Annotated in this window: 26 protein-coding genes; 20 read left to right on the forward strand and 6 right to left on the reverse strand. The window is 33.4% G+C overall.

Annotated elements, in window-relative coordinates; genetic code table 11:
- The first annotated feature begins 43 nt into the window (after positions 1-43).
- The 3 genes from E0W69_RS01665 (at position 44) to E0W69_RS01675 (ending at position 2,796) form a co-directional block, all read left to right on the forward strand.
- Positions 44-1,012: a DUF2975 domain-containing protein gene (locus E0W69_RS01665; protein WP_131328298.1), complete on the forward strand. Its 969-nt coding sequence runs from the start codon at positions 44-46 to the stop codon at positions 1,010-1,012.
- Positions 1,013-1,016: 4 nt separating this feature from the next.
- Positions 1,017-1,226 (forward strand): helix-turn-helix domain-containing protein, encoded by a 210-nt coding sequence (locus tag E0W69_RS01670; protein ID WP_131328299.1) that lies wholly within the window; start codon positions 1,017-1,019, stop codon positions 1,224-1,226.
- A 64-nt stretch (positions 1,227-1,290) separates the two neighbouring features.
- A complete protein-coding gene (locus E0W69_RS01675; RefSeq protein WP_131328300.1) occupies positions 1,291-2,796 on the forward strand; it encodes a hypothetical protein in 1,506 nt (501 codons plus the stop codon).
- A 420-nt stretch (positions 2,797-3,216) separates the two neighbouring features.
- Here E0W69_RS01675 and E0W69_RS01680 read toward each other — a convergent pair whose 3' ends face one another.
- The 3 genes from E0W69_RS01680 to E0W69_RS01690 form a co-directional block, all read right to left on the reverse strand.
- Positions 3,217-3,468: a hypothetical protein gene (locus E0W69_RS01680; RefSeq protein WP_131328301.1), complete on the reverse strand. Its 252-nt coding sequence runs from the start codon at positions 3,466-3,468 to the stop codon at positions 3,217-3,219.
- Between the two features lie 96 nt (positions 3,469-3,564).
- On the reverse strand, positions 3,565-4,116 hold the full coding sequence (locus E0W69_RS01685) for a hypothetical protein (RefSeq protein ID WP_131328302.1): 552 nt from the start codon (positions 4,114-4,116) through the stop codon (positions 3,565-3,567).
- Position 4,117: 1 nt separating this feature from the next.
- The gene (locus E0W69_RS01690; RefSeq protein ID WP_131328303.1) at positions 4,118-5,167 is read right to left on the reverse strand and encodes an arginase family protein; all 1,050 of its coding nucleotides are present in this window, start codon (positions 5,165-5,167) and stop codon (positions 4,118-4,120) included.
- A gap of 378 nt (positions 5,168-5,545) precedes the next feature.
- On the opposite strand from E0W69_RS01690, the gene E0W69_RS01695 reads away from it, so the two are divergent.
- The 6 genes from E0W69_RS01695 to E0W69_RS01720 all read left to right on the forward strand — a co-directional run bounded on the left by E0W69_RS01695 (position 5,546) and on the right by E0W69_RS01720 (position 13,510).
- Entirely contained in the window at positions 5,546-6,220 is a 675-nt protein-coding gene (locus tag E0W69_RS01695) for a response regulator transcription factor (RefSeq protein ID WP_131328304.1), read from the forward strand.
- Between the two features lie 108 nt (positions 6,221-6,328).
- Positions 6,329-8,290: an LTA synthase family protein gene (locus E0W69_RS01700; protein WP_131328305.1), complete on the forward strand. Its 1,962-nt coding sequence runs from the start codon at positions 6,329-6,331 to the stop codon at positions 8,288-8,290.
- 58 nt (positions 8,291-8,348) lie between these two features.
- Positions 8,349-10,820, forward strand: a complete 2,472-nt coding sequence (locus E0W69_RS01705; protein ID WP_191967933.1) for a TonB-dependent receptor domain-containing protein — start codon at positions 8,349-8,351, stop codon at positions 10,818-10,820.
- A 3-nt stretch (positions 10,821-10,823) separates the two neighbouring features.
- Positions 10,824-12,092 (forward strand): sensor histidine kinase, encoded by a 1,269-nt coding sequence (locus E0W69_RS01710; RefSeq protein WP_131328307.1) that lies wholly within the window; start codon positions 10,824-10,826, stop codon positions 12,090-12,092.
- A complete protein-coding gene (locus tag E0W69_RS01715; RefSeq protein WP_191967934.1) occupies positions 12,093-12,749 on the forward strand; it encodes an ABC transporter ATP-binding protein in 657 nt (218 codons plus the stop codon).
- Complete coding sequence (locus E0W69_RS01720) at positions 12,746-13,510, forward strand: ABC transporter permease (protein ID WP_131328308.1); 765 nt, start codon at positions 12,746-12,748, stop codon at positions 13,508-13,510. The genes E0W69_RS01715 and E0W69_RS01720 overlap by 4 nt, the downstream gene beginning before the upstream one ends.
- Positions 13,511-13,547: 37 nt before the next feature.
- On the opposite strand, the gene E0W69_RS01725 is transcribed toward E0W69_RS01720, so the two are convergent.
- Positions 13,548-13,823: a hypothetical protein gene (locus E0W69_RS01725; protein ID WP_131328309.1), complete on the reverse strand. Its 276-nt coding sequence runs from the start codon at positions 13,821-13,823 to the stop codon at positions 13,548-13,550.
- A gap of 324 nt (positions 13,824-14,147) precedes the next feature.
- Here E0W69_RS01725 and E0W69_RS01730 point away from each other — a divergent pair, with 324 nt between their 5' ends.
- From E0W69_RS01730 to E0W69_RS01780, 11 genes are all read left to right on the forward strand, one after another.
- Positions 14,148-15,773 carry an ABC-F family ATP-binding cassette domain-containing protein gene (locus tag E0W69_RS01730; protein ID WP_131328310.1) on the forward strand — a complete coding sequence of 542 codons (1,626 nt, stop codon included), beginning with the start codon at positions 14,148-14,150 and terminating at the stop codon, positions 15,771-15,773.
- A gap of 134 nt (positions 15,774-15,907) precedes the next feature.
- A complete protein-coding gene (surE, locus tag E0W69_RS01735; RefSeq protein ID WP_225321359.1) occupies positions 15,908-16,699 on the forward strand; it encodes a 5'/3'-nucleotidase SurE in 792 nt (263 codons plus the stop codon).
- Positions 16,700-17,006: 307 nt separating this feature from the next.
- Positions 17,007-17,768: a lysophospholipid acyltransferase family protein gene (locus tag E0W69_RS01740; protein ID WP_131328311.1), complete on the forward strand. Its 762-nt coding sequence runs from the start codon at positions 17,007-17,009 to the stop codon at positions 17,766-17,768.
- 39 nt (positions 17,769-17,807) lie between these two features.
- Complete coding sequence (gene galE / locus E0W69_RS01745; protein WP_131328312.1) at positions 17,808-18,836, forward strand: UDP-glucose 4-epimerase GalE; 1,029 nt, start codon at positions 17,808-17,810, stop codon at positions 18,834-18,836.
- Between the two features lie 114 nt (positions 18,837-18,950).
- On the forward strand, positions 18,951-19,919 hold the full coding sequence (locus E0W69_RS01750) for a transketolase family protein (protein ID WP_131328313.1): 969 nt from the start codon (positions 18,951-18,953) through the stop codon (positions 19,917-19,919).
- Positions 19,920-20,019: 100 nt separating this feature from the next.
- Positions 20,020-20,574, forward strand: a complete 555-nt coding sequence (locus E0W69_RS01755; protein WP_131328314.1) for an RNA polymerase sigma factor — start codon at positions 20,020-20,022, stop codon at positions 20,572-20,574.
- 44 nt (positions 20,575-20,618) lie between these two features.
- Complete coding sequence (locus tag E0W69_RS01760) at positions 20,619-21,371, forward strand: hypothetical protein (protein WP_131328315.1); 753 nt, start codon at positions 20,619-20,621, stop codon at positions 21,369-21,371.
- Position 21,372: 1 nt separating this feature from the next.
- Positions 21,373-21,786: a hypothetical protein gene (locus E0W69_RS01765; RefSeq protein WP_131328316.1), complete on the forward strand. Its 414-nt coding sequence runs from the start codon at positions 21,373-21,375 to the stop codon at positions 21,784-21,786.
- Between the two features lie 160 nt (positions 21,787-21,946).
- On the forward strand, positions 21,947-22,711 hold the full coding sequence (gene hisF, locus E0W69_RS01770) for an imidazole glycerol phosphate synthase subunit HisF (RefSeq protein WP_131328317.1): 765 nt from the start codon (positions 21,947-21,949) through the stop codon (positions 22,709-22,711).
- A gap of 21 nt (positions 22,712-22,732) precedes the next feature.
- Positions 22,733-23,353 carry a bifunctional phosphoribosyl-AMP cyclohydrolase/phosphoribosyl-ATP diphosphatase HisIE gene (gene hisIE, locus E0W69_RS01775; RefSeq protein WP_131328318.1) on the forward strand — a complete coding sequence of 207 codons (621 nt, stop codon included), beginning with the start codon at positions 22,733-22,735 and terminating at the stop codon, positions 23,351-23,353.
- Positions 23,354-23,389: 36 nt separating this feature from the next.
- A complete protein-coding gene (locus E0W69_RS01780; protein WP_131328319.1) occupies positions 23,390-24,364 on the forward strand; it encodes an NAD(P)H-quinone oxidoreductase in 975 nt (324 codons plus the stop codon).
- On the opposite strand, the gene E0W69_RS01785 is transcribed toward E0W69_RS01780, so the two are convergent.
- Together E0W69_RS01785 and E0W69_RS01790 are read right to left on the reverse strand one after the other, a co-directional pair.
- Positions 24,365-24,646, reverse strand: a complete 282-nt coding sequence (locus tag E0W69_RS01785) for a DUF721 domain-containing protein (RefSeq protein WP_131328320.1) — start codon at positions 24,644-24,646, stop codon at positions 24,365-24,367.
- Between the two features lie 6 nt (positions 24,647-24,652).
- Entirely contained in the window at positions 24,653-25,828 is a 1,176-nt protein-coding gene (locus E0W69_RS01790; RefSeq protein WP_131328321.1) for a class I SAM-dependent rRNA methyltransferase, read from the reverse strand.
- Between the last annotated feature and the right edge of the window lie 26 nt (positions 25,829-25,854).

The raw sequence follows: 25,854 nt of genomic DNA on the forward strand, positions 1-25,854 counted from the left end.
GTAATTTGAACTTGTAAATATAATTTTGGTAAAAACTTTCGTTATGGGAAAAAAGATTTTAAAATGGGCAGTGATATTAGGAGGTATCGGATTATTTGCTTTTGTCATTTATAGTACACGAGTAGTAACACATTTTTCATTTCCTAATTCGGAAAGAATATTAGAGGTAGATTCAGTGAATACTACTGATACTAAGCCGAAATTGGATATTATGTCCAGCAAAATAGAGTCCTTGTTGAAACTTTTTGCTGAGAAGAAATCAGAACGCGATTCAGTAAGAGACGAATTTAATTCTTTAACATTCGGATACAGCTTGGGTACTGGTTTGGCAAGTGAAATTATGTTTGTAACTAAAATGGTGGAGTCTAATAAAATTTCTTCAAACTATTATCCTAGATATACTCAAGCATTTATTAAACTACAATGGTTAACTCTCAAAAGAATCAATGAAAATAAAGATATTGACAATTATTTTCCGATGCTTACTTACAGATTTTATAACAATGGAAAATATACCTATTTAGCAAATCATAAGACCAACTATAAAAAGATAAATTTCTTTATCAGGGCTGAAAATGACGAGCTACATAAATATCTTACTTATGATAATTTAAATATTTATGTTCCCCTTAAAGATAATTTCTATTATTCTATATGGAATTGGATAAATATAGTATATACAATTTTCACTGTATTATCTTATCTTTTTATATTCTGGAATTCTGGTTCGTTGTTGCTTGCGATTTCCAATAATAAACCTTTCGAATGGAAGAATGTGATGCGATTAAAACAATGTGTGTGGACGCTGCTAATTCTGATATTTTTACCATACATTTTAATGATAAGTTTATATCTCTGCTTTTATAAAATCTTGAATGGATATGTAGAGATGAAATCTTGGATGGATATCATCAATTGGAAACTTTGGATAATATTGGTGATTTATTTTTCCTTATTTCTTGCATTTTTTAGAGGTAATAAATTGCAAACAGATCAAGAATACACAATTTAAAGGCATGGCAATAATTGTAAACGTAGATGTGATGATGGCAAAGCGCAAAATGTCTTTGAATGAACTGAGCGACAAAGTTGGGATCACTTTGTCCAACCTTTCCATTTTAAAAAATGGAAAGGCAAAAGCGATTCGTATTGAAACGCTGAATGCAATATGTAAAGCATTGGATTGTCAGCCAGGTGATGTTTTAGAATATAGAGAGGATGAATAAACAGATACTGTTCTTTTAATTAACTTGCTGTTGGTTTTTTTCGCTAAAATGTAAAAATATTTTTATGAGCCAGGAAAAATCATCTCAAAATGAAACTATTATAGTTCCATCTAGTCCCATAACTGTAATCAGTGATCCTAATAAAATTAGTACAAGTACCATTATCGAAACCGCACCACGAAAGAATGTGGAAAATACAATCATAAACAATTCTAATACGGTGGTTTTGTTTGATATGGTCGTATTAAAAAATGATCCCAAACCATTGCCTATATTCAAAATCAATTTTGTAAATGATTCTTGGAAGCAGTCCAGATTTTATACAAATAGATATGGAGTCGAGTTTTTCAATATACCAGACGATCTTTTTATTTATGTGGGAAATGTAGATACCGCCAACGTTGGAAAGTATACTGTGAAACCAGCCTTAAATCCCAATGCATCCACAAAGGATATCGAAAATTTCCATTTCAATTTCGATTATGAAGGGGTTGTAATTGTAGCAGATTCAGAAAAAGAAGCATCAGCGTTATACGATCAATCATTAGATGCTAGAAATATTGCAAAACCTCAATATCGTGATATTGATAAAATCATTCATCCAAATGCAGGTTCTACAAAACTATCATTGCTTTTTGGATTATTTGGACATAGTCCATTGTACAACTACATGTTGATTAACTCTTTCCAAAAAAATCTTAATGAGGAAATTACTTCTTTGGATAGTAGAACTCAATTAGGATTATCCAATGGTTTTATTACCAAAAATGAACTAGTCGTTTGGGCAAAAGAAAGTGAAAGTCAAAAAGATTTCAACCAGAAAATAGCACCTTTATTTTTGGCGATCATTCCTACTATTTATGAAAAATATCAAAATCATATAGCCTCCAGAATAGAAACCGATTATATAAAAAGTTTGTCTAATCTAATTAGGTACAATAAAAAATTGGCCATCAATGAAGCTATAAAAGAGTTTAATGCTTGGATAAAAAATGACAGAATAGAAAAAGAAGAATTGGCTAGAAAGAAAGGAATTAAAAATCCGATTTTACCTTATTTCCAAATAGGGGGTACACGTATTCCTGACAAGTTTTTGAATGATGCACAGATTGGAATACCGAAAGAGCTGAAAAGTAATGAGCAGGCTGCGATCATAGCTTCCTCACTTTCATTTATTGCCATTCTTGGTTCTTCTACAGCAATGGTGATCAATGTATCTTCATTGTTTCCTTATTCGGCTCCTTTATTATCGGTAATGACGACGGGAATTGGGATCGTTACAGGCGGTGTTATAGCTGGAATGTCCGTGTTCGCTGCAATATTTACAAGCGTTTTGGAAAAAATAATCCATGATGAAAAATACGGATCTTCGCTCAATAAATTATATGACGAAACTGAAAAGGAGGTCAATTTTAAAGAATTGTTGAAAAAAGAAAATGGAATCAAAATATTGATGATTCACATATTGGACCAGCAAAGGTATCCAAGTCCAAGCCTTAATCTCGATCCTTCAATAAACACTGGTTTGAATTTAATAGATAGTATTTCAAGAGTTAAGCCTATATATTAATGCCTATCTTGTTTTAGTCAAATTTATTTGGACAATGGATCTAAAACCTTTCCAGATAAATTTGGTTTTATCTTCATTTAAATACATTTGGAAATTATCTCCAAGCATATAATTAGAAAGAAATTGATAAGAGATTGGTAGTGAACTTGTTGGTACGGCTTCTTTTATATAATCACTTTCAATTGCTCCAATAACTGAATTGATAGCGTCTATTTGAGCTTCACCAGGTATCGCCAGTAGATGTGATGAATGGCTAAAATAGCCCCAAAAGTGGTTCGCATAAAGTTCGGTTAATAGTAAATAAGGATCGTTTCAATCAAATAGGTATATCAAAGGTAATCATATATGTTAAATATTTAATACAAAAAATGAATATAGAAGTTTTGTTAGATGCAAAACGTCTTTTAGGTATAGTTAAAATTAGTGGCTTTTCGGTTCTTTTAAAGAAGCTAAAATAATAGAGCCGGATAATAGGAATATAGCTGGAAGTACAAGATTGCTGGTTGTGTCTGATATTTTTGAAATATTTTCCAACGCCCAAATACCATTGGTAGTCGACAATTTATGAGCAATGTATGCAGGTTTGATATAAGATGCGTACACAAGTCCAACAATACCGAAAAGCATAAGTAATACTGAAAGGTAAAATTTGAATTTAAAAAGGTTGGTCATAATCAATTTTGAAGAAAGTGGTTTGTTTAAGGGAAATAAAAAAGTCAATTAACATTCTAAAGTTAATTGACTTTTCTAATAAAATAGGTAACTATTTTATCCTAAATATTTTTTACAAAAAGTATTGAATTCTTGCTCCATTGTAAGCGGAACATCATCTTGTATTTCCTTTTGAAAAATTTTATTGTTTTTATAATCGATCGTAAGGATATTGTCTTTGATCATTAGATTTTTTAAATCTTTCCATTCTACATGTTTTTTTGGAAGGGAATTGATCAAAATTCCTGATGCATCGACACCGATTTCTTCTGGAAATTTTACTTGTTTTTCTAATAGTCCAGCCACGATGTATAATACGCCAATGACAATTTTGTGTATTGGAGCCAATAACCATCCCATAGCTGCAAAGAAAAATCCTATTCTAAAATAGGGCTTTTTCTTTTTTCCAAAAATGATCAATATCCACCAAAATAAAACCAAAGCTGTAATAATCCAAAGTGCATACAACTTTACACCATATTGCAATGATTGGGCGCTTGTGTATAAAAACGTCCCAATGGCCGCCAACATCAAGATGTTACAAACGATAGTGATAGGAGTGGTGTTACTTTTTTTTAAGGTAACGATGTAATCAAAATCTTTTGCCATTCTAATTCAAATAATTATTTTTCAAAATTTGGTTACATAGATCCCAAAGTATGTATGCTCCATTCTGTGCATCTGTCCCAATTCTTCCATTGCCGATTTGACAAAGGTCAAAGCCAATGAGTTTTTTGTTTTGTTGGCGCATTAATTTGAGTAAATAACTTATCTGACTATATTCCAACCCACCAATCACTGGAGTATTAGTACTTGGACAATATTTTGGATCAAGACCATCGATATCTAATGAAAGATAAGTTAATTCAGGCAATTGATTTACAATATCTTGTGCAATATCTCTCCACGTTTTTCCTTCATAGATTGCATCTTTAATATCATCATCAAAGAAGGTTTTGATACGATTTTTATTAGCTTCCAAATAATCAAATTCTTCTTCACAATAATCACGTGTAGCTACTTGTATTAATTTTTCGACTTGGGGAGTTTCTTCTAAGATATTACGCATTACACATGCATGAGAAAAATGAAAACCTTCATAAGTTTTTCTTAATTCACAATGTGCATCGATTTGTAGGATCGCAAAATTGTCATGCTTTTCGCCAAGAGCCTTTACGATTCCTTGACTGATGCTATGGTCACCACCAAGTAAGCCAGGAATTTTACCCTTATTGATAATATCTATAGCACGGTCGTAAATCCATTCATTGAGGTAGAGCCCACCTGCATTGATTTCTTTTAAATTTTTGTTCATGAAGCTATTCTGACACACTTCTTGTCCACGGCAAGTATAATCAACCAATAATTCAGCTTCTTTTCGTAAATAATCACTTTTAAGTAAAAGTTTATTGTTGATCTCACGCATATGTATTCCTTTCTTCCATGCTGTTGGATCTTCTTTCCAATGTAAATCAATGTGTATGCTGTGTCTCATTACACTTTCAATACAACGTGCCGTGCCTGGATACACACCTATGGTAGCTTCCCAAGGTACGGGCTGGATAACAAGTTGTGCTTCTTCTTCACTAAAAGGCAAACCAAAAATATTCAACTGAGGATTCCCTGCTGCGTTGGGATCAAAATTCTTTAAATCTATCATAGAATGCTTATAACAATTGCGGTGCAAAATTAGTTCATTATATTGAATGAGCATGAGCTTTGAGTCATATCAATAAGTTTATCTACATTGTGTCTAAAAAATAAGCCCTGATGGAAATCAGGGCCGCAAACTAAAACTAACTGCTTATGAGAAAATTGACTACTTAGCACAAAGGTATATTGAATTTTGACAATATGGAAATCTCTACACAAGATTTCGACAATATTCACTAAATGATAACATTTGGTTTAAATAAAATAGTTGCAACTCAATTGCATTTAGATTTTGTTTAATTTATGAAGAGATCTTGCGTTTGAATTCAACATAAATTCAGAATTTAGAATCAATTTTGGAATATTAAAAATTAACATAGGTGAAATGAATATATTAATCATTGAAGATGAAATCTCGCTCTCGGAAAGTATTTGTACTTATTTGAAAGAAGATCAATACTTGTGTGAAGTTGCTTATGATTTTGAAACGGGCATGGAAAAAGTGCTTTTGTATGATTATGCATGTATCATTTTGGATATTGGATTGCCTGGTGGAAGCGGATTAGAAATATTGCAAGAATTAAAAAAAGAAAATAAATTGGATGGGGTTTTAATTATTTCTGCAAAAAACTCTCTATCAGATAAAATTGTTGGTTTGGAAACAGGTGCCGATGATTATTTGGCAAAGCCATTTCATTTACCCGAATTGAAAGCTCGAGTCAATGCAATTATTCGTAGGAAAAAGTTTGATGGTAACAATACACTTGATTTTGACATGTTACATATTGATCTGCTGTCAAAAACAGTTTCAGTGGAAGGTGTATTGCTAGATCTTACCAAAAAAGAATACAATCTATTATTGTTCTTCATTTCCAATAAAAATAAGGTTATTAGTAAAAATTCTATCGCGGAACATTTATGGGGAGATTATATGGACGTCGCCGATAATTATGATTTCATCTACGCACATATTAAAAATTTGCGAAAAAAAATGCTCAAAGCTGGTTGCGATGATTATATTAAATCGGTTTATGGAATGGGATATAAGTTTTCTCTTTAAAGCATTTTAAACTTTTAAAATTCCTTTCGATCAAATAAGACTCACCAAATTTCTATTCAGATTTTCTACAGATTTGAATAGAAATTTTGCATTTATACTACGTTGATAATGAATATTTTTTATAAAAAGCCTCAAAATAGATTTGCCTTGATTTGGAATTTCATGTTTTTGATGCTATTTCTTTCGTTTATAGTTCGTTTGCTGCTAATGTTTTATTGTTGGAAAAAGGCGGATTTGAATGTTATTGAGATTTTTCAAGTATTTCTAAAAGGATTATTTTTTGATATTGGTACTGCTTCTTTGTTTGCTATTCCAGGAATTATTTACTTCTTACTTTTTCCGGTAAAATATATCGGAAGTAAAGTAGATAAGATATTGGTTTATACCGGAGTATTTCTTAGTTTATTTATCTTGAGTTTTTCTTTTTTTGCAGAGTTTACATTCTGGGATGAATTTCAAAGTCGATTCAATTTTATTGCGGTTGATTATTTAATATACACGTACGAAGTCGTTAATAATATCAATGAATCTTATCCATTACCGCTTCTAATTGCGAGTATGATCTTGATGACATTAACGATGATGTGGTTATTAGGCAAAATGAAAGCTTTCAAAATTACTTTTGCTGCGCGTCCAATATTCATCAATAAGCTCATTCCATTTGCTTTAATAAGTGGCATTGCAATTTTATTTATGGCATTCGTTCCCAATCGTTGGGCCGAAACGGTATCTAATAGATATGAACAAGAATTAACGAAAAATGGAATTTATTCTTTTTTTGCTGCGTATCGGCAAAATGAACTCTCCTATGATAACTTTTATATAAGTGCAGATGAGAAAAAATCGCTTGGACTGGTACGTCAATCTATGCAAAGAAAAAATGTGCAATTTGTTAATAATGAAGATATTACAAGATTTGTAAAAGATTCTGGAACGGAATTACATCCCAATGTAATCATGATTACAATTGAAAGTTTTAGTGCAAGCTTTATGCAACATTTTGGAAACGATAAAGCGATTACGCCATTTTTAGATAGTTTGGCTGATAGGAGCGTTTTGTTTACTAACTTGTATGCGACGGGAACGCGTACCGTTCGAGGGATGGAAGCATTGACGCTTGCAATACCGCCAACGCCGGGAAATAGTATTGTTAGACGTACGGATAATGGTGGATTATATACAGTAGGATCCGTTTTTCAATCAAAGAATTATTCGCGTACATTCTTTTATGGCGGTGATGGTTATTTTGATAATATGAATGATTATTTTTCAGGAAATGGTTTTGATATTGTTGATCGCGGTAGAACCGATCTTCCAGGTGATGAATTGCCAACCAAACGTACCATGATCCCAGATGAATTGGTTCATTTCAAAAATGCTTGGGGGATTGATGATGAGGATTTATTTGATGCGGTAATTCAGCAAGCAGATGTGCAATCCAAACAATGGAAGCCATTTTACAATTTTATCATGACCACTTCAAATCATAAACCTTATACCTATCCCACAGGAAAAATCGATATTCCCTCAGGCTCAGGTAGAGATGGAGCGGTGAAATATACGGATTACGCTATCCGAAAATTTATTGGAAAAGCTTCGCAAAAGTCTTGGTTTAAAAATACGGTCTTTGTAATTGTTGCAGATCATTGTGCGAGTAGTGCCGGTAAAGATGCGATCGATATCTCTAAATATCATATTCCTTGTATGATCTATAATTTACCTGATTTTAATAATATGAAAATCAATAAATTATGTTCTCAGATAGATATTTATCCGACCTTATTTCATTTGTTGCATTGGAGTTATACAAGCAAATTTTTTGGAGAAGATGTCTTGGATAATGCATTTGTTCCTAGAGCATTGCCAGGTTCATATCAAGAATTGGGATATGTTGTTGGTCAAAAAATGGGAATATTAAGCCCTGTGAAAAATTTTGAAACATATTCAATTTCCACAGATTTCGAAAAAGAAAAGAAAGATGCCAAAGCAGATAATAATATATTACCAATGAATATTGCTTATTACCAAACTGCCTATGATTTATATAAAAAAGGTGCATTAAAACAGTAAAAATACCAATTGTCTTCAGTTTTGGGTTGGTTCTTTGCTCAAAATAATGTCACTGATAATGAAGTATTTAGTTTTCTTTTTCGGGATCTTTTTCACATTTCAAAAAATACAAGCACAGACAATAAAAGGCCAAGTCGTGGACAGTACGATGAGCGGTCCGATCAATTTTGCAGATGTGCGTTTGTTCAAAATAAAAAATCAGCAAACTCCTTTATTTATAACATCCACCGATAGTTTGGGTAATTTCCAAATTACATCCAAAGACAGCGGCAATTTCTTATTGAAAATTGCTGCTGTAGGCTATCGGGTATTTACACAAAATATTCATTTAAATACAGGGGTCAATAATTTGCAACCTATCTTATTAGGACCTGATAATCAATTATCTGGCGTTGTCGTTACTTCAACTGCCAAATTGGTACAAAATAAAATGGATAAGATCGTTTACAACGTTGAGAAAGATCTTACGTCCCAAGGTGGCATGGCAACAGATGTATTGAAAAAAGTGCCCATGGTATCTGTAGATCCAGATGGAAATGTGGATTTATTGGGACAATCGAATATCAAATTTCTCATTAATGGGAAAAATTCCAGCATGTTTGGTTCTAATGTTGCGGATGCGTTGCAGACGATTCCAGCAAGTCAGATCAAAAGTATTGAAGTCATTTCTAGCCCTGGAGCCAAATATGATGGAGAAGGTACAGGGGGCATTATCAATATAATTTTGAAAGACGATAAGATGCAAGGTGTCAATGGCAATGTGAGTCTTGGTGCCGGTACACGTCTTCAAAATGGAGCATTTAACCTAAATATGCGTAAGGGAAAATTTGGGGCAAATGTCTATTTTAGTTCTAATAATCAACGTCGTGTAACGACCAAAATCCATAATGTACGTAATTCTTGGGACTCTACAGCGAAGACTAATACGGCGCTTTCTCAAGCGGGTAATGGTACTTTTAAGAAATTTGGCTATCAGACGGGCATGGGATGGAATTGGGATCTTTCTGCAAATGACGTCCTTACTGGAGGTTTTGGATACAAACATCAAGTGCGTACCAATACGTCCAACTATGATCAAGAAAACGTTGTAACAGATTGGAATTCAAATGATTTAGTAAGTCAAACAGGGAGTTATTACAGAAGTTATAATAACCATATCCGAAATACAGTTGATTGGAATGTAGATTACAAACATAATTTCAAAAGGGATGGTCAGACTTTGGAATTTATCTACAATGCTTCCAATGCAAGTGATCAATTGGATTACTACAATAACCGATATGCAGACGTGAATGCAAGCGCATTTACAGGAACCTTAAGTAATAATATAGGTCATGATAATTTATCCGAATTTAGTTTGGATTATGTACAACCGCTTGGTGGTACGTTCAAATTATTAACAGGTGGTAAAGCTGCTTTCCGAAATTTGCGTAGCGCAACAGATGTGTATGGCACAGATGCTGATATTTCTGATAATCAATTAAATACAGCATTAAGTAATCATTTAACCTATCATCAAAAAGTGTATGCAGGCTATGCCTCTTTGAATTTTTCATTAGGTAGTTGGTTAAATGTGGAATCAGGTATGCGCATCGAGCAAACGAATATAGACGCAACTTATTCTAATGCAAGTAATTATAGCATTCCCAATTATCATACTTGGTTGCCAAGTGTAACGATCGAACATCCATTTGACAATGACAAACAAAGCATCAAAATCAGCGTTTCACGAAGAATTCAAAGGCCTGATTATAAGTTTTTAAATCCATCGATTGATGCAACGGATCCTTACAATCTATCCTCTGGTAATCCCTATTTGAAACCTGAGAAAGCAACGATGACTCAATTTACCTATTCTAATAATTTTTCCAACAAGACAATGTTATCTGCAACCTTGTTCTGGAGACATAATCAAAATGATATCCAACCATACATCAATTATTATGACACTTACCAGATCGGAGATAGCATGTATAACAATGTTGCCTTAAGCACGTATCAAAACATTGGTTACGAAGATCAATATGGTATGAATATGTTCGGATCGGCTGCGCCATTTAAAGGAATGACCATACGAGGAAATATTACTTTATTAGAAAAACACATTGTAAATCAATTCCCTCCGCAGAATGTTATCAATAATTTGGAATACAGAATTAATTTCAACGCAGATTATCAAATTACCAAAACAATGATGGTAGAAGGTTTCGGAAGTTTCCGTTCTGCGAGATATGAAGTGCAAGGCCGTTTCCCATCTTTCACCAATTATACATTTGCCATCAGAAAACAAATATGGAAGGACAAAGGAAGTTTGGCATTTAATATGACCAATCCATTTGCCAATGATATAAGTCAACGAGTTGTGCAAAAAGGTACTAATTTTAACTTAAATCAATTGCGTCAGATTCCTTTTAGATCATTTGGTATCACATTTACCTATAAATTTGGAGGATTGCGTTTGGGTGATAAGAAAAAAGAAGATGAGGATAATACGCCAGCGACCATGGATATCAGTGGTTCAAATTCATAATAAGTGAAATTAGTAAAGAAATATAATAAGGTTACCATTTGGTCTACTTTGATCATTTTATTTATCGGTAGTATTTGTTTTGCATTGATTACCAGATGGATATTGATGAGGCAGCTCAATTTGGAACTAAAAGAAGAGGAGCAGGAGATCAAGGAATTTGTTCACCAAAATCAAGCCTTACCTGCTCCAATTTCTTTCAAAGGAGAGTCTGTATTTTTTGAACGAACACATGGACCAATTGAAAGAAAAATTAAAAATGAATATCGATTTGAAAAGATTGATCAGAAAAAGCGTCCCAGATTTCATATATATCGCAAAATAGAATTTCCCATTTACTTAAAAGATCAATGGTATAGCGGTAAAGTTATTCGCTCTCAAGCTGAGACGGAAGATTTAATACAATTGTTGGCATTATGTACTTTGGGACTAATGGCGCTTTTAATTATTACCTTGTCAATTTCTAATAGATTGATAATGCGTAAATTATGGGTTCCTTTTCAGAATACTTTAGATAAAGCAAAAGCGTTTAATTTGGCAGGAGATAAGCCAATCCAATTGGAAAATTCCAATATTGACGAGTTTAATGAATTGAATAGTGCTTTATTAGTTATGGCAAAAAAAGCAAGAACGGAATATGAATCTTTAAAATCATTTTCTGAAAATGCTTCGCATGAAATCCAAACACCTTTGGCAATTATAAAATCCAATTTGGAGGTTTTAATGCAAACCGATTTGATGAATGAAGCGATTGGTAAAAATATTCAAAATGCATTAAACGCAAGTCAACGATTATCCAAAATGACAGCATCTTTATTACTGCTTACCAAAATTGAAAATCGTCAATTTGTTAATGTTTGCGAAGTGGACTTAATGAACGTAACAAACGAAATATTAGATACTTATGATGAATTATTACAAAATAAAAATATTGAAATTCGGAAAAATATTATTGCACATCCTATCGTAAATATGAATGATGTTTTAGCGGAAGTACTCATTAGCAATTTGATCAAGAATGCTATTAGACACAATTTGGAATCTGGATTTATTGAAATAAATGCAACAAAAAATTCTATAGAATTTGCCAATCCTGGTGCCAAATTAAATATTTCTCCAGAAGCGCTTTTTCAGAGATTCAAAAAAGAAACCAATTCCAATCAATCGTTGGGACTAGGTTTATCTATTTCGCAATTGATAGCCGAACAATATCATCTAAAATTGGACTATATTTATGAAAATCAATTACATAAATTAAAAATTCAAATATTGTAAATGGCTGACTTGGTATTAGAATTAAAAAATGTTGGCTTTCGGATAAAGGATAAATCCTTGTTTGATCAACTTAATTTGCAATTACAACCGGGTGAAAATATTACGTTAACAGGACCATCTGGTACAGGAAAAAGTACTTTACTGAAACTCATTGCTTTACTGGAAATACCTCAAAAAGGAGAGATTTTTTTTCAAAGTACAAATATCGATCAACTTAATCCATTTGAATATAGGAGACAAGTGTCTTATTGCTTTCAATCTCCACATTTATTTGGTGAAAAAGTCGTTGAAAATTTTCAATTCCCATTTCAAATTAGAGGTGTTCAATATGATGAAAATGAAGTATTTAAATATTTGAAAATATTTCAATTAGAAGAAAATACCATTGGAAAAGATACCAATGTTTTGTCGGGAGGAGAGAGGCAAAGAGTTGGACTCATTCGCAATCTATTATTTTTACCCAAAATCTTATTGTTGGATGAAATTACTAGCAATTTGGATGAGGAAAACAAGCATATTATGCGAACTGCTTTGCAATCTATCATGTCCAAAAATAATATTGCATCAATCTCAGTAACGCATGATGTCGAAGAAATTGCAGCTGCTGGTAATCAATTATTTACACTAGAAAATCAAAATATTCATCGTAAAATATGAAAAATGTAACCGATATGAGTGACATGGCGTTAGTCTACGCAGCATTGCTAGTATTAGTTGCCATAATTCTCTCCAATTATCAGAAATTAAAACTTGAAAAGTCAATAATTATCAGCGTATTGCGTGCGATTGTACAGCTATGTGCTGTTGGTTATTTGTTGAAATATATCTTTCAAGTCAATAATTTTTGGTTGACGCTCGCGATGTTCTTATTTATTTGTTTCAATGCAAGTTGGAATGCAAAAAAGCGTAGTAAAAATCTCTCCAATAGTTTTACGATTTCCTTTTTGTCGATTACCGTCGGCTGTGTGATGACCTTGTCGATCTTAATTTTTTCGGGAAGTATTCATTTTTTGCCTTCACAAGTCATTCCGATAACAGGTATGATTGCGGGCAATGCAATGGTTGCAGTCGCATTATTATTTAATCAGTTACGTGATGGTTTCCAATCACATAGACAAGAAGTATTAGAAAAAATAGCCTTAGGTGGTACAGTCAAACAAGTATCTAGTCAAATAACCAAAAACGCCATTCGCTCCGCCTTAATTGCTTCTTTAGATACGGCGAAAACGATGGGATTGGTAAGCTTGCCTGGAATGATGTCGGGATTAATATTTGCAGGTATCGATCCGATAAAAGCGATTAAATTTCAGATAATGGTGGTTTTCATGTTGTTAGGAACATCAACAGTCTCGACTTTTATTGCCGCAAATATGGGATCGCATCAATTTTTTGATAAAAAATATCAGACTTTAAAATAACAAAACATGCTATAAAGCATGTTTTGTTGGAGAAAAATTAGTTCACAGGTTCTTCGTCTGTGATATTATTATCTTTTTTGAATTTTTCAGTCTCTTCACTGAATATGGTAAACAAATCATCGACGCCTTCAAGATTTTTATCTACATTTTCATAAATGGTTGATAAATATTTAGTTAGGGTTTTGTTATCCAAATTGATATTGTCCGTTTCTATTTGACCAATTTTTTTGATAACTGCAGTTTGGCTGTTTTTCAGATCTTCTAACTCACGAACTATTTTAGCCATTAAAGAATATTTTTCTCTTTTGTCCATAATGATGTTTTTTGGTTAAAAAATGTTTTCCAAAATGAATTTTTCCAACAACCATACCATGCCAAAAAAAACGTGGTATTTTAACATAACACTTTGATTTTAAAAAAATTAAATATTATGAATCATATTTCTATTTTGAGTTAATAAAAATTGCTATACCATAGGAACATGCCTTCCTACGACTTTGATTTTTGGTTGCTTTTTATCAAGATAAAGTATCGGAAAAATGCCAAATATTATCTTCTTGACATTCCTTTTATAATGTAAACTATATCAATTACCTTCGCGCGCAAGATTCAATGGCGAAAAAAACTATTTTACTGAATGATTAGTGCAAAAAATGTGTCGCTCGCGTATGGTAAACGCGTGCTTTTTGATGAAGTAAATATCAATTTCATTAAAGGAAATTGTTATGGTGTGATTGGGGCAAATGGAGCAGGAAAATCAACTTTTTTAAAGATTTTAAGTGGTGATATTGAGCCAAATAAAGGTTCTGTAGAAATTTCTCCAGGAGAGAGATTGGCGTTTTTGAAACAAAACCAATTTGAATTTGATAATGAGACAGTTATCAATACCGTTCTAATGGGGCATGAGAAATTGTGGAAATTGCAACATGAAAAAGATGCGATCTATGCAGATCCTGAAGCTTCAGAAGACGATTACATGCGTGCTGGCGAAATGGAAGCCGAGTTTGGAGAAATGGGTGGTTATGAATCCGAAAGTAATGCAGGTAGCTTACTTACAAGTTTGGGTATTTCTTCTGATATGCACCATTCTTTGATGAAAGATATTCCTTCCAATATGAAAGTGCGTGTATTGTTGGCACAAGCTTTATTTGGAAATCCTGATATTCTATTATTAGATGAGCCTACCAATGGTTTGGATATTGAAACGATTGGTTGGTTGGAAAATTTCTTGGCTGAATATCAAAATATTGTATTAGTTGTCAGTCATGACCGTCACTTTTTGGATGCTATTTGTACACACGTTGCGGATGTGGATCGTCACAAAATCAAAGTGTACTCTGGTAACTACTCTTTCTGGTATGAAAGTAGCCAGTTGATGGCTCGTCAGATTGCGGATAAGAATAAAAAAATGGAAGACAAGCGTCAAGCTTTATTGGACTTCATCGCCCGATTCAGTGCCAACGCTTCCAAATCGAAACAAGCAACTTCTCGTAAGAAAGCTTTGGATAAATTAAATATTGAAGAGATCGAACCATCTAACAGACGTTATCCAGGTATCATCTTCCAACCGTTGCGTGAAGTAGGTAATCAGATTTTGAATGTTGAAAACCTTAAAAAATCGAATGATGGAGTTACCTTATTTGATAAAGTATCTTTCAGTGTAAATAAAGGTGATAAAATTGCCTTTTTGAGTCAGAATCCATTGGCTATCACGCAGTTCTTCGAAATTATTAATAATAATTCAACTGCAGATAGTGGTAAATTTGAATGGGGTACAACTATTACTAAAGCATATCTTCCGATAGAAAATAGTGAGTTTTTCAAAGAAGGTTTGACTTTATTGGATTGGTTACGCCAATATGTGCCTGAACATGTAACGGATGCAGATGAACCATTTTTACGTGGATTTTTTGGTAAAATGTTGTTTGCCGGTGATGAGATCATGAAGAAAACAAATGTATTAAGTGGAGGAGAAAAAGTACGTTGTATGGTCAGCCGTATGATGTTGCAAAATCCAAATGTGATCGTATTAGATCAGCCAACCAACCACTTAGATTTGGAATCTATCCAAGCGTTCAACGAAAGTTGTCAGAATTTCCCTGGAATCGTGTTGTTGACTTCTCATGACCATACATTTATGCAAACTGTTGCGAATCGAATCATCGAATTAACGCCAAATGGTATCATCGATCGTTTGATGGACTTCGACGAGTATTTGAAAGATGAACGAGTTAAACAATTGCGTTCAGAAATGTATAAATAAATCATTAATAATTGAAAATGAATAATTTATAATTAATTGTAGATATTAATATCAACTGAAAATGTTACTAGAATATTTCCAGTTGATATAATTAATTATAAATTAACATCGTTTTTTAAGGAATAAAAAGAAATTTGGACAAAAATACATTGGCGAAGAAACCAACGATATTAATTACAAATGATGACAGCGTATCTGCTCCAGGTATAAAAGCTTTGGTAGAAGCAGTCAAGGATTTGGGTAAAGTTTATGTTGTCGCTCCAGATAAGCCTCAAAGTGGTATGGGACATGCGATTACGATTAATCACCCCTTGAGACTGAGCCAAGTGACTTATTTCGGAGATGATGTGGCTGAGGCTTGGCAAGTGAATGGAACACCAGTAGATTGTGTTAAGTTGGCGGTGGATAGAGTATTACATGGTCATCCAACTATTTGCTTGAGCGGTATCAATCATGGAGCAAATCATTCCATCAATGTAATTTATTCGGGTACAATGTCTGCAGCTTTGGAAGCAGCTATAGAAGGTATTCCAAGTATTGGATTTAGTTTGCTTGATTTCAGTGTAGAAGCTGATTTTTCTGCAGCAAAAGTATATGTGAAAAAAATTGTACAAGCATTTTTAGCACAGACGTTGGAACCGCATACTTGCTTGAATGTCAATATTCCTGCTGTACCAGAAAATTTAATTCAAGGGGTAAAAATATGCCGTCAAGCTTATGCCAAATATGAAGAAAATTTTGAAGAGCGAAAGGATCCTTCTGGCAAAAGTTATTATTGGTTGACGGGTGCTTTTGTTAATTTTGACAAACAAAAAGATTCAGATGTGTGGGCTTTGGAAAATAATTATGTGAGCATCGTTCCTGTAACATTTGATCTGACCAATTATCCTTTAAGGGAAAAATTGGAAAAAACTTTTAAATTATAATACGTGTTTTTAACTAAAGATAATTTCAAATTAGGACTGATTCTGGGGATTATAGCTCCGGTATTCGGTCTTTTTTTGTATTATTTTCTGAAGTTTGCAAAGACCTTTTCATTAGGAGAATTCTTTCAGATTTTAATGAATCACAAACCTTTGATAACTGCGATCTCCAGCTTTTCCTTATTAGCGAACGCAGTATTATTCACCATTTACATCAATACGAGAAAGGACAGTACGGCGAAGGGAATTTTTATCGTTACCTGTTTCTATGCAGTCATTGCCCTTGTATTAAAATTATTTGTCAAATAGAATGAAGAAAAAGAACAATGCATTGGTCAATTTTTTTCTATTGATTTACAACATCTACGCATTTTCAGTTTTTTTCCTTCTAATGCTTTTCGTGGCATTTTTTGTTTTCGTTTTTGCATTTTTTCCTGAACCTCAAAGCGGTAATTTGATTTATCGTGTTTTGCGCGTATGGGCATTAACTTGGTTTACCTTAATAGGTATTAAATTAAGGGTAAAAGATGAGACTAACGAAGATGCCAATGCGTCCTATATATTTGTGTCCAATCATCAATCTTATATGGACATCCCTGTATCAGTAGCTGCGATCAGAACACCCTTTCGAATATTAGGAAAAATAGAAATGTCCAAAATCCCACTATTTGGATTTATTTATAAAAAAGCAGTGATTTTGGTGGATCGTAGCAGCGCCTTGCGTCGGTCAGAAAGCTATATCAATCTTCGTAATACGATAAAAAAAGGACTCTCGGTGTTAATCTATCCAGAAGGAACATTTAATGAAACGGGTAAGCCTTTGAAAGAATTTTATATTGGCGCATTCAAATTGGCAATCGAGACACAGACGCCGATTAAGCCAATTATTATATTAAACACATTGGATCGTTTACATTATTCAAGCGTATTTTCATTAAATCCAGGAAAAATGAATGCTATTTATTTACCTAGTATTTCTGTTACAGGATATACCAAAAATGATTTAGACAAATTACGTGATAAAGTCTATGATATAATGTCGCAATCGATTTCGCGATATAATCAGAAATAAAAAATATTATTCATTTATTTTCGCAAAAATTAAAAGAAAATGAGCAAAATACTTGTAACTGGAGGCTGCGGATATATTGGTTCGCATACCGTAGTAGATTTGATTGAAAATGGATTTGAAGTAATATCCATTGATGATAATTCTAAATCTTCAGATGATAGTTTGCAAGGAATAAAGAAAATCACGGGTAAAGAAATTAAAAATTACAAAGTAGATTTAAAAGATTTTCCTTCTGTAGATGCGGTATTTAAAGAAAACCAAGATATCGCAGGTATTATACATTTCGCAGCTTATAAAGCAGTAGGAGAGTCTGTCGATTTGCCATTGGAATATTATGAAAATAATTTATTTGGCTTAATAAACGTATTGAAATGCGTACGTGAATATAAAATTGGTGCATTTGTATTCTCCTCTTCTTGTACTGTTTATGGCAATCCTGATGTGATTCCAGTAACGGAACAATCTCCTACTAAACCTGCAGAATCTCCCTATGGCGCTACAAAGCAAATGGCAGAAACTATTTTACAAGATTTTGCCAAAGTATCTCAAGATACCAAAGTCATTTTATTAAGATATTTCAATCCAGTAGGAGCACATCCTTCTATAGAATTAGGAGAAGTGCCAATAGGAAAGCCACAAAACTTAGTGCCTGCAGTTACACAAACAGCCATCGGTAAATTGCCACAGATGAAAGTTTGGGGAGACGATTACGATACAAGAGATGGCAGTTGTTTACGTGATTTTATCCACGTTTCAGATATCGCACATGCACATACTTTGGCATTCCAATACATGGATGAAGGAAAATCAAAATCCAATTGCGAAATCTTCAATTTGGGTTCTGGAAATGGAGTAACCGTTTTGGAAGTAATTAAAGCTTTCGAAAAAGTTAGTGGTGTAAAATTGAATTATGTAATCGGGCCAAGACGTGCCGGAGATGTCATTGCAATATATGCAAATAATCATCATGCAGTATCAGAATTGAATTGGCATTTAAAATATGATTTGGATGATATGATGCGTACAGCGTGGGAATGGGAGCAAAAACTTCAAAAATTGGGTAAATAGCCAATTTACACCACAAAAAAATCATAAAATCCCAAATTTTAGAGATAAAATTTCGCATCGTTGGTAAAAAAATGCGAAGATTTCAGTAACATTGCAATCGCAAAAAATAGAAATATGCTAAAAGATACCATCAAAGTTCAAAATGAAAAAGAAACCCGCGCTGGTTTCGGAGAAGGAATATACGAATTAGGTAAAAAAAATAAAGATGTCATCGCTTTAACAGCGGATTTGGCAAGCTCTTTTAAATTAGAGCCTTTTATTAAAGATTTCTCTGACAGATATATTGAAGTTGGTATTGCGGAAGCAAATATGATAGGTATAGCTGCAGGTTTGACTATTGGCGGTAAAATTCCTTTCACTACTACATTTGCTAACTTTAGCACAGGTCGTGTGTACGATCAGATTCGTCAAAGTGTAGCATACAGTAACAAAAATGTCAAAATTTGTGCGAGCCACGCAGGTCTTACTTTAGGTGAAGATGGTGCAACTCACCAAATTTTAGAAGATATTGGTATGATGAAAATGTTACCAGGAATGACAGTAATCAATCCTTGTGACTTTAATCAAACAAAAGCAGCAACTATCGCGATTGCTGATTACAAAGGACCTGTTTATTTGCGTTTCGGTCGTCCAAAATGGCCAAATTGGACTCCAGTAGATGGTAGCGATTTCGTTATCGGTAAAGCACAAGTTATGGCAGAAGGTACAGATGTTACTATCTTCGCTTGTGGTCACATGGTATGGAAAGCTATTGAAGCTGCAATGGCTTTAGAAGAAGAAGGTATCAGTGTTGAAGTTATCAATATCCACACAATCAAACCTTTGGATGAAGAAGCTATCGTAAAATCTATCTCAAAAACTGGTGCTGCGGTTACCGTTGAAGAGCATAATATTTGGGGTGGTTTGGGTGAAAGCGTTGCACACGTAGCAGCTGCTAAATTCCCAGTTCCTATTGAATTAGTAGGAACAAAAGATACTTTCGGAGAAAGTGGTACTCCAGAACAATTATTAGCAAAATATGGTTTGGATACACCAAATGTTATCGAAGCAGTACAAAAAGTTTTAGCTAGAAAAAATGCTTAATTTTTAAAGCATTTATTCTATAAAAATAAAGTGCAAATAAGCCCGTTTTAATATATCTTTATTATAACGGGTTTGTTTTTTAAATTTTTAACAAACATTAATGCATCAAGACGATTCCAGCTTAATTTTCCAGTTTAGACAAGAGAAAACTAGAGAAAGCGCTTTTAATGCAATTGTCAAAAAATACCAAGAGAAACTGTATTGGCATATCAGGAGATTAGTCATATCTCATGATGATGCTGATGATGTTTTGCAAAACGTATTTATAAAAGTTTGGAATGCACTTGGCAATTTTAGAGAAGATAGCCAATTATATACTTGGCTTTATCGTATAGCGACCAATGAAAGTTTGACTTTTATTGAGCAACAAAAGAAACGCAGCACGGCAAGTTTTGAAGATATGGAAGAAAACCTTACCAATAAAATCAAAGCAGAACCTGGATTTGAATCTCAAAAAATTGAATGGAAATTACAATTAGCCATTCAAAGTCTTCCCGAAAAGCAAAGAGCTGTATTTAATCTGAGGTATTATGATGAGATGCCGTATGAAAAAATGAGTGAAATTTTGCATACAAGTGAAGGTGCACTGAAGGCAAGTTATCATCATGCTGCCAAGAAAATAGAAACTTTTTTAAAAAATGAAATCGATAATTAAACATTCGACACTTTTTACCATCTAATAAGTAATGTTAGTTTGTTATGGAAAATAGAAATGATTTAATTATAGAGGAGTTACAAGCTATTTCTTGTCCGATTTTGGCAGGATGCAACATTACGCTTCCTTACTCAACACCGTCCAATCAATATGACTTGGAACTTATTTTGCGACTAGAAGATAGTTTGCACATAAAGCGATGGGGTAAATATGTCCCATTTGAATTACCTAATAATTATTTTGAAGAATTACCTGGTATCATACAGGGTAAAATCTCTTTAGTAGAAGAGGATGAAGATGATTTGATTTCTTTTCCTGCCAAAGAAATGCCTTTCGGTATACCTACTGGTTATTTTGAAAATTTTAAAGTAAATATCCCGGAAGATATAGCAGAAAATTTAGTAGAAGAAAACGAGCATACCGTTCCGCTCAAGGATAAAGGTAAAATGGTTAACTTGATATCTTCTTATTTGAATAAATATTCGGTTGCTGCAATTTTACTGTTGATGTTTAGTGTTTCTAGTGGTGTATTACTTCGTTTTAAAGAAAATAAAAAATTTTATGAAGCGATGAATAATATGAATATCAAGGAGGAGATTGCACAAGTAAGCACGGAAGATATTTCTAATTATCTTAATGATACACCATCTAAAAATATTGATTATTTGATAAATCCAACAAATTCTAATAAAACATATTCTTTGCCAGTGTATGATGATTTTGATTCTAATTTGTTGCAATCTAATAGTCCTAAAGAGATTGAAGAATACTTAACTGACGACTATGATATTCTCTAATTTGAAAGAAGGAGAAAATCTTAAAAAAATGGTAAAAAAGATATTTTTACTTGTTAGTTTAGTTATTAGTACTTACCTTTGTGCTGCACAAGGGATCAATGGACAAAAGAGTAAGTTAGAAACTATTAAAATGGCTTACGTAACTAAAGTCTTAAATTTGCAACCCTCGGAAACACAATCTTTTTGGAGCACTTATAATTTATATTTAAATGATGTGCAATCAATTCGACAAACGTTTCCCAATGATGAAATAAAATTTGATGAACATGTAGTTAAAGTTAAAAAAAACTACAGCAAAAAGTTCTTAAAAATTTTAAAAGATCCAAATAGAGTAAATAAAACTTTTACTTTGGAACGAAAATATAGATCAGTATTAAAAAAAGAATTGATAGGTCGTTCAAATTCGAACAGTTAATTCTTAATAATTAAAATATTTCAGTTTTACTGAAAAAAATAGGTGTTTTTCATAGGTTAGCAACGGCCAGCTTTTTCTAAAGCAGGCCCTTTTTTTTGCCTATAATCGTCGATATTCTCGAAAATCAGAAGTAAATTGCCTCATATTTTAATAGTTATACATGCTTACTAAAAGAATTATCCCGTGTTTAGATATTAAAGATGGACGAACGGTAAAAGGAATCAATTTTTTAGAATTAAAAGATGCCGGCGATCCTGTTGAATTAGGAAAATTATATGCGGAAAATGGTGCCGATGAGTTAGTCTTTCTTGATATAACTGCAACTGTAGAAAAGAGAAAGACATTGAGTGAATTAGTATATAAAATATCTCATCATATTAATATTCCATTTACAGTAGGTGGAGGAATTTCAAGTGTTGAAGATGTTCGTATTTTATTAGACAATGGTGCCGATAAAATTTCGGTAAATACTTCTGCGTTCAAAAGGCCAGAATTGATTAGTGAGTTATCGAAAGAATTCGGGAGCCAATGTGTAGTTCTTGCGATAGACACCAAAAAGGAAGAAGATGGAGAATGGTATGTTTATCTCAATGGTGGTCGATTAAAAACAGATACAAAATGTTTGGATTGGGCAAAGCAAGGTGTTGAATTAGGAGCAGGAGAGATTTTACTTACGTCAATGAATAATGATGGAACTAAAAACGGATTTGCGATGGATATTACACGTTTATTATCCGAAAATCTTTCTGTTCCGGTAATTGCAAGTGGTGGAGCTGGCACTATGGAACATTTTTCAGATGTATTCAAAGGTGCACATGCAGATGCGGCTTTGGCAGCGAGCATTTTTCATTTTAAAGAAATTGAGATTGGTGATTTAAAACAATATTTATCTGATCAAGGAATTCCGGTTAGAAAATCATTGTAATATTTTTATAAAATTCAAATAATGACAGTTAATTATTCAAAATATTCAGATGGATTGGTTCCTGCCATTGTACAGGATACAGCGACTTTAAAAGTGTTGATGCTTGGATTTATGAATGAAGAAGCATTAAATAAAACAAATGAGCTAGGTAAAGTAACCTTTTGGAGTAGAAGCAAAAATAGACTTTGGACAAAAGGTGAGGAGAGTGGTAATTTTTTGATTTTGAAAGATATCAAAGTGGATTGTGATAGCGATACTCTTTTGATCAAAGCGGAACCCGTTGGACCTGTTTGTCACACTGGTGCAGATACTTGTTGGAATGAGGAAAATAAACCATCTGAATTGGGATTTGTTACCGCTTTGGAGGGCGTTATCAAGGATAGAAAAGAAAAGCAACCGGAAGATTCCTACGTTTCTTACTTATTTCACAAAGGATTGAATCGAATTGCACAAAAAGTAGGTGAGGAGGGCGTGGAAACGGTCATTGAAGCCTTAGGAAACGATGATGAAAAATTTGTAAGTGAATCAGCGGATTTGTTATTTCACTATTTGATATTGTTACAAGCAAAAGGTTTTCAGTTAAAAGATGTTTTGGCTGAATTAGAACGTCGCCACAAGGCGAAATCAGACAATGATGAATAAAATCTCGTAATAGTTGGTAAATCATTTGAATAAATTATGAAAGCAATTGTAATCGAAAGTTTTGGTGGTCCTGAAGTATTAAAATTACAAATAAGACCTGATCCAACTATTGCGTCTGATGAGATTTTAATTGATGTAAAAGCTTCCGGTATTAATCGCCCGGATATATTTCAACGTAAAGGTAACTATCCAGCTCCTGCAGGTGTAGCTGAGGATATTCCAGGATTGGAAGTCGCAGGGGAGATTATTGAAATTGGTGATGACGTGTCACTTTTTAAAAAAGGTGATAAAGTATGCGCATTGGTTGCTGGTGGTGGATATGCAGATCGTGTAGCAGTGAAAGAAGGACAATGTTTGCCTATTCCAGAAAATATTGATTATGTCGAGGCGGCAAGTTTGCCTGAAACGGTTTTTACCGTTTGGTCCAATGTATTTCAACGTGGACAATTAAAATCAGGTGAAAATATTCTAGTGCATGGCGGATCTAGTGGTATCGGTATCACGACAATTCAATTAGCAAAAGCCTTAGGTTCAAAGGTTTTTACAACTGTAGGTTCGGATGAAAAAGCCACTGCTTGTAAAGAAATTGGAGCGGAAATTGTGGTCAATTACAAAACGCAAGATTTCAAAGAAGTATTAAAGACTGAAAAAATTGATGTCGTTTTGGATATGATTGGAGGTGAATATTTTAATAAAAATATTGATCTATTGGCGGAGGAAGGACGATTAGTCTATATCAATGCGATGCAAGGCAATAAAGTGGAATTGAATATCGGAAAAATGATGATTAAGCGCTTGCACATTACTGGAAGTACATTGAGAAGTCGTGATTATGATTTCAAAAAAGCATTAGCAAAAGATATAGAACTACATGTCTGGCCGCTTCTAATTGCTGGAAAATTTAAGCCCATTGTATACAAAAAATTTGCCCCTTCAGATATTGAAGAGGCACATAAATTGATGGAGAGTAGCAATCACATTGGGAAGATTGTAATAGATTGGACTATGTAGTTATCTGATCACAATATTTTCCACCACTTTTCCTTGCATCTCTTCATTTACTCGCTCAATTATTTGTTTTTTACGAAATTGTATTTCCTGTTTCAACGGCGCTACCGTTGTCGAAATGAACAATGTCGTTTGGATAATTTCAATTTTATCTGTGTATTTAGCGATGGTTTTTCCCATGATTTTTTCCCAAATATCATCTATTTGAGCCGTGCGAAGACCATTTTTTAATCTACTTTTTTCTAGATAATTTCTCATAGCATCGCCCATTGAATACTCTCCCATATTTTCCTATTTATCTGTGATTTCAGCGATGAAAAATTTCAAATAATGCGTATTCTCGATCCCTGGTAATATAGGATGATCTGCCGCTTGAGGTTGGAATGTCACCTGTCTGATACGTTTTTTTGCATCATGTGCTGCCGCTTCTATCGTTTGTAAAAATAGATCAGGAGAAACCAAATTGGTACAACTGCTACTTACTAAAAAACCCCCATTTCTGATAAGTTTCATACCACGCAAATTGATTTCTTTGTAACCACTAACAGCTTTTTGGATATGTGCACGATTTTTAGTGAAGGCAGGAGGATCCAACATGACAACGTCAAATAATTTGCCTTCTTTGGACCAGTTTTTCAAGCAATCAAAAGCATTAATTGCCTCAAATTTTACGATATGATCCAATTTGTTTAATTGTGCATTTCTATTAGCTTGAGCAACTGCATTTTCTGAAATATCTAGCCCTAAAACACTTTTTGCACCATAATGTGCTGCATGTATTTCAAATGTACCTGTATAGGTAAATGCACCTAATACATCTGCATCTTTTACCACAGGAGCAATGGCGCGACGATTATCATGCTGATCTAGAAAAAAACCTGTTTTTTGGCCATTTTCAATATCTACCTCAAATTGCAATCCATTTTCATTAATGATAATTTTGGTGTCAAATGGATCAGATAAAAAACCTTTAATTTGCTCCATACCCTCCAATTCACGTACAGGTACATCATTGCGTTCATAGATTCCCTTGGGAGCGAATATTTTGTTTAAAGAACTGATAATAGCGGGTTTCCATCTTTCAATACCTAAAGACATCGTCTGAATGACAAAATAATCATTGAATTTGTCAATAATTAATGCTGGCAAATCGTCAGATTCTCCAAAAATTAACCTACAATTTTCGATATACCCCAATCTTTGGCGATATTTCCAAGCATTAAGGATTTTATTGTAAAAGAATGTCTCATCAATAGTATCATGCGTTCTAGTCAATAAACGAACTGTAATCTGTGATTTTGGATTAATGTATCCTTGACCGCAGAAACTTTTATCTGCATAATATACATCGACAATATCTCCAGGATTATGATCCCCTTCAATATTTGCAATTTCGTTAGAAAAAATCCATGGATGACCATTCGCAATTCTTGGAGCAATCTTCTTATTCAAATACACTTTTGCCATTCTGCAAAGATACTATTTGAATGTGG

The organism is Rhizosphaericola mali (assembly GCF_004337365.2).
Classification (GTDB): domain Bacteria; phylum Bacteroidota; class Bacteroidia; order Chitinophagales; family Chitinophagaceae; genus Rhizosphaericola; species Rhizosphaericola mali.

What these genes read in the sequence shown, in the direction of transcription:
- E0W69_RS01715 (WP_191967934.1), top strand. Translation starts at nt 12,093, where the DNA reads ATGGCTGACTTGGTATTAGAATTAAAAAATGTTGGCTTTCGGATAAAG.
- E0W69_RS01750 (WP_131328313.1), top strand. Translation starts at nt 18,951, where the DNA reads ATGCTAAAAGATACCATCAAAGTTCAAAATGAAAAAGAAACCCGCGCT.
- E0W69_RS01690 (WP_131328303.1), bottom strand. Translation starts at nt 5,167, where the DNA reads ATGATAGATTTAAAGAATTTTGATCCCAACGCAGCAGGGAATCCTCAG.
- E0W69_RS01665 (WP_131328298.1), top strand. Translation starts at nt 44, where the DNA reads ATGGGAAAAAAGATTTTAAAATGGGCAGTGATATTAGGAGGTATCGGA.
- E0W69_RS01725 (WP_131328309.1), bottom strand. Translation starts at nt 13,823, where the DNA reads ATGGACAAAAGAGAAAAATATTCTTTAATGGCTAAAATAGTTCGTGAG.
- E0W69_RS01790 (WP_131328321.1), bottom strand. Translation starts at nt 25,828, where the DNA reads ATGGCAAAAGTGTATTTGAATAAGAAGATTGCTCCAAGAATTGCGAAT.
- E0W69_RS01760 (WP_131328315.1), top strand. Translation starts at nt 20,619, where the DNA reads ATGGAAAATAGAAATGATTTAATTATAGAGGAGTTACAAGCTATTTCT.
- hisIE (WP_131328318.1), top strand. Translation starts at nt 22,733, where the DNA reads ATGACAGTTAATTATTCAAAATATTCAGATGGATTGGTTCCTGCCATT.
- E0W69_RS01695 (WP_131328304.1), top strand. Translation starts at nt 5,546, where the DNA reads ATGAATATATTAATCATTGAAGATGAAATCTCGCTCTCGGAAAGTATT.
- E0W69_RS01730 (WP_131328310.1), top strand. Translation starts at nt 14,148, where the DNA reads ATGATTAGTGCAAAAAATGTGTCGCTCGCGTATGGTAAACGCGTGCTT.
- E0W69_RS01785 (WP_131328320.1), bottom strand. Translation starts at nt 24,646, where the DNA reads ATGGGAGAGTATTCAATGGGCGATGCTATGAGAAATTATCTAGAAAAA.
- E0W69_RS01675 (WP_131328300.1), top strand. Translation starts at nt 1,291, where the DNA reads ATGAGCCAGGAAAAATCATCTCAAAATGAAACTATTATAGTTCCATCT.
- E0W69_RS01720 (WP_131328308.1), top strand. Translation starts at nt 12,746, where the DNA reads ATGAAAAATGTAACCGATATGAGTGACATGGCGTTAGTCTACGCAGCA.
- E0W69_RS01685 (WP_131328302.1), bottom strand. Translation starts at nt 4,116, where the DNA reads ATGGCAAAAGATTTTGATTACATCGTTACCTTAAAAAAAAGTAACACC.
- E0W69_RS01780 (WP_131328319.1), top strand. Translation starts at nt 23,390, where the DNA reads ATGAAAGCAATTGTAATCGAAAGTTTTGGTGGTCCTGAAGTATTAAAA.
- hisF (WP_131328317.1), top strand. Translation starts at nt 21,947, where the DNA reads ATGCTTACTAAAAGAATTATCCCGTGTTTAGATATTAAAGATGGACGA.
- E0W69_RS01700 (WP_131328305.1), top strand. Translation starts at nt 6,329, where the DNA reads ATGAATATTTTTTATAAAAAGCCTCAAAATAGATTTGCCTTGATTTGG.
- galE (WP_131328312.1), top strand. Translation starts at nt 17,808, where the DNA reads ATGAGCAAAATACTTGTAACTGGAGGCTGCGGATATATTGGTTCGCAT.
- E0W69_RS01680 (WP_131328301.1), bottom strand. Translation starts at nt 3,468, where the DNA reads ATGACCAACCTTTTTAAATTCAAATTTTACCTTTCAGTATTACTTATG.
- E0W69_RS01755 (WP_131328314.1), top strand. Translation starts at nt 20,020, where the DNA reads ATGCATCAAGACGATTCCAGCTTAATTTTCCAGTTTAGACAAGAGAAA.
- E0W69_RS01705 (WP_191967933.1), top strand. Translation starts at nt 8,349, where the DNA reads ATGAAGTATTTAGTTTTCTTTTTCGGGATCTTTTTCACATTTCAAAAA.
- E0W69_RS01740 (WP_131328311.1), top strand. Translation starts at nt 17,007, where the DNA reads ATGAAGAAAAAGAACAATGCATTGGTCAATTTTTTTCTATTGATTTAC.
- E0W69_RS01670 (WP_131328299.1), top strand. Translation starts at nt 1,017, where the DNA reads ATGGCAATAATTGTAAACGTAGATGTGATGATGGCAAAGCGCAAAATG.